General features: G+C 67.5%; 6 protein-coding genes. 1 reads left to right on the top strand and 5 read right to left on the bottom strand.

Going from position 1 to position 7,923, the window contains the following annotated elements; all coding sequences use genetic code 11:
• Positions 1 to 91: 91 nt before the first annotated feature.
• From CMO28_RS19445 to CMO28_RS19430, 4 genes are all read right to left on the bottom strand, one after another.
• Positions 92 to 577 (bottom strand): MaoC family dehydratase, encoded by a 486-nt coding sequence (locus CMO28_RS19445; protein WP_296715945.1) that lies wholly within the window; start codon positions 575 to 577, stop codon positions 92 to 94.
• A 91-nt stretch (positions 578 to 668) separates the two neighbouring features.
• Complete coding sequence (gene ligA / locus CMO28_RS19440; protein ID WP_296715944.1) at positions 669 to 2,780, bottom strand: NAD-dependent DNA ligase LigA; 2,112 nt, start codon at positions 2,778 to 2,780, stop codon at positions 669 to 671.
• Positions 2,781 to 2,874: 94 nt separating this feature from the next.
• On the bottom strand, positions 2,875 to 4,551 hold the full coding sequence (gene recN, locus CMO28_RS19435) for a DNA repair protein RecN (protein WP_296715943.1): 1,677 nt from the start codon (positions 4,549 to 4,551) through the stop codon (positions 2,875 to 2,877).
• A 76-nt stretch (positions 4,552 to 4,627) separates the two neighbouring features.
• On the bottom strand, positions 4,628 to 5,506 hold the full coding sequence (locus CMO28_RS19430; protein ID WP_296715942.1) for an outer membrane protein assembly factor BamD: 879 nt from the start codon (positions 5,504 to 5,506) through the stop codon (positions 4,628 to 4,630).
• Positions 5,507 to 6,280: 774 nt separating this feature from the next.
• On the opposite strand from CMO28_RS19430, the gene CMO28_RS19425 reads away from it, so the two are divergent.
• Entirely contained in the window at positions 6,281 to 6,763 is a 483-nt protein-coding gene (locus CMO28_RS19425; RefSeq protein ID WP_231889329.1) for a helix-turn-helix domain-containing protein, read from the top strand.
• 114 nt (positions 6,764 to 6,877) lie between these two features.
• Here CMO28_RS19425 and lpxC read toward each other — a convergent pair whose 3' ends face one another.
• Positions 6,878 to 7,843 carry a UDP-3-O-acyl-N-acetylglucosamine deacetylase gene (gene lpxC / locus CMO28_RS19420; protein WP_296715941.1) on the bottom strand — a complete coding sequence of 322 codons (966 nt, stop codon included), beginning with the start codon at positions 7,841 to 7,843 and terminating at the stop codon, positions 6,878 to 6,880.
• Positions 7,844 to 7,923: the final 80 nt, after the last annotated feature.

Raw genomic sequence — 7,923 nt, 5'->3', positions numbered from 1 at the left:
TCGTCGCCGTCTACGCCGTCGCCAAGGCTCGAAAACCCTTCGTGCCAAAGCTCGCCGACTGAAAAAAGCGCTTGCTCAGCGTGACGGTATCTCATGCCACCACCACCCGCCGACGGAGCATCCACATGCTGCGCATGGTGCAGATCACCTCGTCATTCTGGTTGAAGGTCTTGTAGAGCAGTTTGACGATACCGCGGTCCGGCTTCGACCGGCTGGGGATCACCTCGGTCACCTCCAGCTCCAGACGGATGGTATCGCCGGGACGCATCGGCTTCAGCCAGCGGACCTCGTCGAGGCCGGGCGAGCCCATCGACGCGGTCGAGACGATCTGCGCCTCCAGCACCAGCCTGAAGCCGAGCGCGAGGGTATGGAAGCCGCTGGCGATGATCCCGCCATAGATGCTGGCGGCAGCCGCTTCGCGATCGACATGGAAGGGCTGGTTGTCGAACTGGCTGGCGAAGGCGATGATCTCGTCTTCGGTGACGCTGCGCGCGGGCGTGCGGAAGACCTGCCCGGCGGCGAAATCCTCGAAATGGAGATCTTTAACGGGCGGGGTGGCGGCGATGTCTGCGGACATGGGATCGGGCTACCTTGCTGCGGGTCTCTTCCTGCGGACCTTTGAAACGAACGTTTGATCCGCAGGAGTATGCCCGTTTCCGGCGGCCCCGTCAGCCTTCGCCGTTCTCCGCCGCCCCGCCGGTCGCCTCAAGGAACTCGTCCTCGGTCCAGACCTCGATGCCCTTCTCGCGCGCCTTGGTGAGCTTGGAGCCCGCCGCCGCCCCGGCAACCAGGATGCTGGTGGCCGACGAGACCGAGCTTGCCACCGTGGCGCCGTGCTGCTCGGCCCGGCGCTTGGCGGACTCGCGGGTCAGCTTTTCGAGCTTGCCGGTGAAGACCAGGGTCTTGCCCGACAGGCTGCCCGAGACCTGCGCCGGTATGTCGGCCTCGATCACCTCCACCTCGGCGATCAGCGCCTCCAGCACCTCGCGGTTATGCGCCTCGGCCATGAAATCGGTCAGCGCCTCGGCGACCACCGGGCCGATGCCGGCGATGGCGTCCAGATCGGCCCGGGCCGGGCTTTCCGGGTCGGCAGCGGCTTCGAGCCCGGCGCGCCAGGCATCGAAGGTGAGGTAGTTGCGCGCCAGCAGCTTCGCCGTGTTCTGTCCGACATGGCGGATGCCCAGGGCGAAGATGAAGCGGTCGAGCGGCAGCCGGCGCCGTGCCTCGATCGCCGCCAGCAGGTTGTCGACCGATTTGCGGCCCCAGCCGGCCCGCTTCGTGAGGTCGATCTCGCCGGTTTCCTGGCGCTGCGGCAGGGTGTAGATGTCGACCGGGCTGCGGATCAGCCCGTCCTCGAAGAAGGCTTCGACCTCCTTGCGGCCCAGCCCCTCGATATCGGTGGCATCGCGGGAGACGAAGTGCTTCAGCCGCTCCACCGCCTGGGCCGGGCAGATCAGCCCGCCGGTGCAGCGCCGCACCGCCTCTCCCGGCTCGCGCACCGCATGCGAACCGCAGGCGGGGCAGATGGTCGGCGCCTCGAAGGGCCGGGTGTCGTTCGGCCGTTCGGCGACCACCACCTCGACCACCTGCGGGATGACGTCGCCGGCACGCTGCACCACCACCAGATCGCCGATCCGGATGTCCTTGCGCGCGATCTCGTCCTCGTTGTGCAGGGTTGCGCGCGAGACGACCACGCCGCCCACCGTCACCGGCTCCAGATGCGCGACGGGGGTGAGCGCCCCCGTGCGACCGACCTGGATCTCGATGCCCAGCAGGCGGGTCTTCGCCTGTTCCGCCGGGAATTTATGCGCGATCGCCCAGCGCGGCGCCCGTGCCACCTGGCCCAGCAGCGCCTGCCAGTCCAGCCGGTCGATCTTGTAGACCACGCCGTCGATGTCGTAATCGAGCGCATGGCGCCCGTCGCCGATCTCGCGATAGCGCTCCAGCAGCTCGTCCGCCCCCCGGCACAGCCGGCGCAGCGGGTTGACGGTGAAGCCGAACTGCTCAAGCCGGTCGAGCGCCCCCCACTGGGTTGCGGCCAGCGGCGCCGAGACCTCGCCCCAGGCATAGGCGAAGAATTTCAGCGGCCGCTTGCGGGTGATCTCGGGGTCCAGCTGGCGCAGCGATCCGGCGGCGGCGTTGCGCGGGTTGGCGAACAGCGCCTCGCCCGCCTCGGCCCGGCGCTCGTTCAGGGCCGCGAAATCGGCCTTGCCCATATAGACCTCGCCCCGCACCTCCACCAGATCGGGCGCGTCGTCCGGCAGGGTGTCGGGCACATCGTCGATGGTCAGCATGTTGCGGGTGACATCCTCGCCCTCGGTGCCGTCACCGCGGGTCGCCGCCACCACCAGCCGGCGGTTCTCGTAGCGCAGGCTGGCCGACAGCCCGTCGATCTTGGGCTCCGCCACCACCGCAAGCTGGTCGTCTTCCCTGAGATTCAGGCCCTTGCGCGCCCGGGCCAGGAACTCGACCACATCCTCGTCCTCGAAGGCATTGGCAAGGGAGAGCATCGGACGGGCATGGCGGACCTTGGCGAAGCCCTCCGCCGGGGCCGCGCCCACCGTGCGGGTCGGGCTGTCCGCCGTCTGGAGTTCCGGGTAAAGCGTCTCCAGCCTGATCAAATCGGCGCGCAGCCGGTCGTAATCGGCATCGCTGATCTCGGGCGCCGCGTCCTTGTAATAGCGCTGATCGTGAAAGCGGATGCGCTGGACCAGGACCTTGTGGTTCTGACGCGCCTCTTCGAGCGTGGGCTGCATCACGGGCTCGTTGCGGTCGGTCATGGCCGGAAGGCTCCCTCAAGGACGCGGTAGCGAAGGATGGGGGCGCGAGATGTACGACGAGCCGGCGCCGGGGGCAAGCCCGGCGGTCCGCCGCTCAGCTGCGCACGGCCAGGCTCATCAGCCGGTCGGCGGCGGCCCGCGCCTCGGCGGTGAGTTCGGCGCCGGACAACATGCGGGCGACCTCTTCGCGCCGCTCGGCCGCGGTCAGGGCCCGCACCTCGGTGAGCGTGGTCTCGCCTTCGACCCGCTTTGCAACCCGCAGATGCAAGTCACCACGTGCCGCGACCTGCGGGTTGTGGGTGACGACCAGAACCTGGGCATGGCCGCCCAGGCGCTGCAGCCGCTCGCCCACCGCATCGGCGACCGCACCGCCGATGCCGCTGTCGACCTCGTCGAAGACCAGGGTGCCGGCGCTGGCGGTGCGGGCCAGAACCACCTTCAGCGCCAGCATCAGCCGCGACAGCTCGCCGCCGGATGCCACCCGGGCAAGCGGGCCCGCCGGCGCGCCCGGATTGGTGCGGACCATGAACTGGCAGCGCTCGATGCCCTCCGGACCCCAGGCGTCTTCCGGCAGCGGATCGAAAGCAACCGCGATCTCCACCCGGCCCATGCGCAGCGGCCCGAGTTCGGCGGCGATCGCCTTGATCAGTTCGTCCGCTGCCGCCTTGCGGGCCCGGCTCAACCCCTCGGCCGCCTTGCGATAAACCGCGCGCGCCTCAGCGGCAGCGGCGGTCAGTTTCGCCGCAACCGTGCCGCCGCCATCGATCAGCTCCAGCCGGGCGCGCAGCTTCCGGGCAAGCTCGGGCAGGTCTTCGGTCGTCACCTGATGGCGGCGGGCGGCCGCCCGCAGAGCATAGAGCCGGTCCTCCACCACCTCCAGGCTGTCCTCGCCCAGATCGAGGTCGGCAAGCAGCCGCTCGACCCCGGCCACCCCTTCGCCGATCTCGATCGAGGCGCGCTCCAGCCCGGCCCGCAGCTGGCGGACCCGCTCGTCGGTTTCGGCATCGGGCAGGCGCTGCAGGGCGCGATCGGCGTCCAGCAGCCGTACCTCGAGCGTCGGCTCGCCGTTCAGCGCATCCAGCGCCGCGTTCAGCGCTGCCACGATCCGATCGGCATTCTGCAACCGCTGGCGGCGGTGGACCAGATCCTCCTCCTCCCCCGGCTGCGGCTTCAGCTTGTCGAGATCGGCGAGGCTGGTGCGGAGATGATCCTCTTCGCGCCGCACGGCCTCGGCCTCGGCTTCGGCGCGGTCGCGGGCGGCGTCGGCGGCCTGCATCTCGCGGAAGCGGCGCGCCACCTGGGCCTTCAGCGCCTCGTGGCCGCCGAACTGGTCCAGCACCTCGCGATGGGTGCGCGGGTCCAGCAGGCCGTGCTGATCGTGCTGGCCGTGGATTTCGACCAGAACCTCGCCCAGCTGGCGCAGCAGACCCACGCCGACCGCCCGGTCGTTCACCCAGGCGCGGCTGCGCCCATCGGGGGTGACGGTGCGCCGCAGGATCAGCGGCAGCACGGCCGGTATCTCCTGCTCGGCCAGCATGGCCAGCGCCGGATGATCCTCCGCCACCTCGAACACGGCGGTGACCGAGGCCTGGGCGGCACCGGCGCGCACCAGCCCGCTGTCGCCCCGCGCCCCCAGCGCCAGACCCAGCGCGTCGAGCAGGATCGACTTGCCGGCACCGGTCTCGCCGGTGAGGACGGCAAGGCCGGGGCCGAGGTCGAGATCGAGCCGGTCGATCAGAACCACGTCGCGGATCGAGAGACTGGCGAGCATCCGGTCTTCCGTGACGATTGCGAAGGAAACAGCGGGTCGGGTGGGTGGCGGAACGAAAAGGCGGGCGGGTGCCGGATCAGAAGACCGATCTGAAGGCCCGGCTGATCCAAGAGCCCTTGTCTTCCACCGGCTGAAGATTGCGGCCGGTGAGCAGGGCATAGCTGTCTTCGTACCAGTCGCTGCCGGGATAGTTGTAGCCCAGCACCGCAGCGGCCGTCTGGGCCTCGCGCTCGATGCCCAGCGACAGATAGGCCTCGACCAGGCGGTGCAGGGCCTCGGGCACATGGGTGGTGGTCTGATAACGCTCGATCACCGTGCGGAAGCGGTTGATCGCCGCGATATACAGGCCGCGGGTCAGATAGTAGCGGCCGATCTCCATCTCCTTGCCGGCCAGGTGGTCGCGGGCAAGGTCGATCTTCAGCCGGGCGTCGGGGGCATAGGCGCTGTCGGGGAAGCGGCGCACCACCTCCTGGAAGGCCTCCAGCGACTTGCGGGTCATCTCCTGGTCGCGACCGACATCCGAGATCCGCTCGTAATGGCAGAGCCCGACCAGATAATAGGCATAGGCGACATTGGGATTGCCGGGATGCAGGTCGATGAAGCGCTGCGCGGTGGCGATCGCATCCTCGTACTGATTGGCCTGATAATAGGAATAGGCCGCCATCAGCTGCGCCTCGGTGGCCCAGGTCGAATAGGGGTGCTGGCGTTCGACCTCGTCGAAGCTCTGGGCGGCCTTGCGATACTCGCCCTGATCCAGTTCGTTCGCCGCCTGGGCGTAGATCTGCTCCACCGGCCGCTCGACATAGGCGGGACGGTCGTCATCGTCGCTCGAGCATGCGGCAAGCGCCGCCACGCACGCCGCCAGAAGGCCGGCCCGCAGGATCCTGTAGGTCCGGGTCACGGCTGTCACCGTCCGCATCGCGATCGCCCGTTCCGTTGCGACTGCCTTCGCCATCCGTTCCCCGTCATGCTGCTCGGTGTCATGTCACGTCTTTGCCGGCCGTGGCCGGGCGGCCGCTACTATATCACTCCTGATCCGCACGAACAGAGCCGTGGCGCCCCTGCTGCATATCCTTGTGGCCGGCGGTCGCAGACGGATGACATGTGAGGGATCGGCCTCATGCACGGGGTCCCGCACCGCGTCCGGCCCCCCTGTTGAGCCCGCGCGCGATCCGTGGACGGGAACGATGGTGTGAACGGTCGTCGCATGACGATGGTGCAACAGGCGCGACGTCAATGCCTTCCGGCAATGTACACCCCCAGGCGGCACCGCGCTGCCGCGGGCGGCGGCGGGTGGTTTCAAGTCCCGGACCGCCCCTCTTTCGCGCAAGCGGCGACATGAAACCGTCATTTCCAGTCGGGCAGCAGAACTCAGAAGAAACGCCATGTTCACATGCCCAGAAAAGGCGCCGGCTGAAGAGTTTACCCTTCCTTCACCACACCAAGGATATCCGAGAACACTCGATGATAACCTCTGGACGTTTCGATATATTCCCTTACGCCGGGCCTCCACCTCCCCATTACACTGCTGCGTTTTGCAAATCACCACAAAGGATGAGGACAGGCAGGGCCCTTCGCATTTCCAGGGCAACCGACGGTGTTATCAGATTAAGGCAGTTTCTAGCGAAAAAGCCATAAACGATTGTTTTGGTGCCCGCTATGTCTCTTAGCCTGCGGAGAATGATTACTCGAAGTTCTGTTTGACAAAGTTGTTCATGAGACCGCAAATATGAGCAACAAAAACATGCATAGAGACGCCTGCGCTATGGGGGAACTGGCTAGACGTGTCGATAATTTCGTCGGGGAGCGGATCCGCCTGCGGCGGACGCTGCTTGGCATGACCCAGGAACACCTGGCGGCGGCTCTCGATATTTCGTACCAGCAGGTGCAGAAATACGAAACCGGACTCAATCGTGTGAGTGCGGGCCGCCTTTACGAAATCTCGACCAAACTCGGAGTACCGGTCGCCTTCTTCTTCGACGGTCTGGAGGAGATAGCCGACAGCATCGATCCGGACGCGCCCAAGGAACATGGCGGCAAGAACCGCTCGACCATTGAACTCGTCCGGTATTTCACCGACATCACCGATCAGACCCTGCGGACGGCCATCATCCGTCTGATAAAGGCCCTGGCCGAGGGGAATGGTCATCGGGGCGAAGCCTCCGACGATCTGGACGTGGCCGATCTGCTGGACGACGACCGGAAGCATTGAGCGCCGGTCCGCCGGCTGCATACACCCGATCTGACGCCAAAGGCCCGCATCGTGAAATACGATGCGGGCCTTTGGTCGTTCCGGCTGCTGCTGCGGCCTTGGGGCTGCCCTGCCTCAGGCGGCCTCCACCGCGCGGGCGGTGTCGACCTCGTGGCAGCTGGTGTAGCGCCAGGCGGTCGGGTCGGCAAAAAGCGCATGCAGCAGGGCGTTGTTCACGCCATGGCCCGGAGCCATGCCTTCGAACCGCGCCAGCAGGGGCGCACCGGCAAGGTAGAGGTCGCCCACGGCGTCCAGCGCCTTGTGGCGCACGAATTCGTCGGCGTAGCGCAGGCCTTCAGGGTTCAGCACCCGATCGCCTTCGACCACCACCGCATTGTCGAGCGAGCCGCCGCGGCCGAGACCGGCTGCGCGCATCTGCTCCACCTCGTGGGCGAAGCCGAAGGTGCGGGCCGCCGCCAGCTCCGACGAGAAGCCCCGGGCGGTGAGGTCGATCACGATCCGCTCGCGCCCGATCACCGGGTTGGCGAAATCGATGATGACGTCCAGGGTCCAGCGATCGGCCGGCAGCAGGCGCACCACCGAATTGCCCTGCACCAGCTCCACCGGCTTCAGCACCTCGATGAAGCGCCGGGCAGCCGGCTGCTCGATCATGCCGGCCCGCTCGATCACCTGAATGAAGGGACGCGAGCTGCCGTCCATCACCGGCACTTCCGGGCCGTCGATGTCGATGATCAGATTGTCGATGCCCATGGCGGCCAGCGCCGCCATCAGATGCTCCACCGTCGACACCGTCGCCGCCGGCTGATCGCCGGTGGCGGGCACGCCCAGCATGCTGCACAGCCGGGTGTTCACGATCGTGTCGTGGCGGGCAGGCACCACCACGCCGCCCATATCGGTGCGGCGAAAGATGATGCCGGTATCTGCGGCGGCCGGGCGCAGCACCATTTCCACCGGCGCACCACTGTGAAGGCCCACGCCGCTGCACCGCATCGGCACGGCCAGCGTCCGCTGGCGCACCACGCCCTGCGGCGCGGTGGTGCGGAGGAAATCGGCGCTGTCGCGGATGTCGTTCAGGTACACGGGTTTTGCTCCGTTGCGGTCACGTCCGGATCGGGTGCGATCCGTCAGTGAACAGGTAGCAAGCCCGGCGTACAGGCTCA

Origin of the sequence: Tistrella sp. (assembly GCF_002684955.1) — a bacterium.
In the GTDB taxonomy this organism is placed as follows: domain Bacteria; phylum Pseudomonadota; class Alphaproteobacteria; order Tistrellales; family Tistrellaceae; genus Tistrella; species Tistrella mobilis.
Note: the sequence above shows the minus strand (reverse complement) of the source record. Positions and strands in the feature narration are given on the sequence as shown.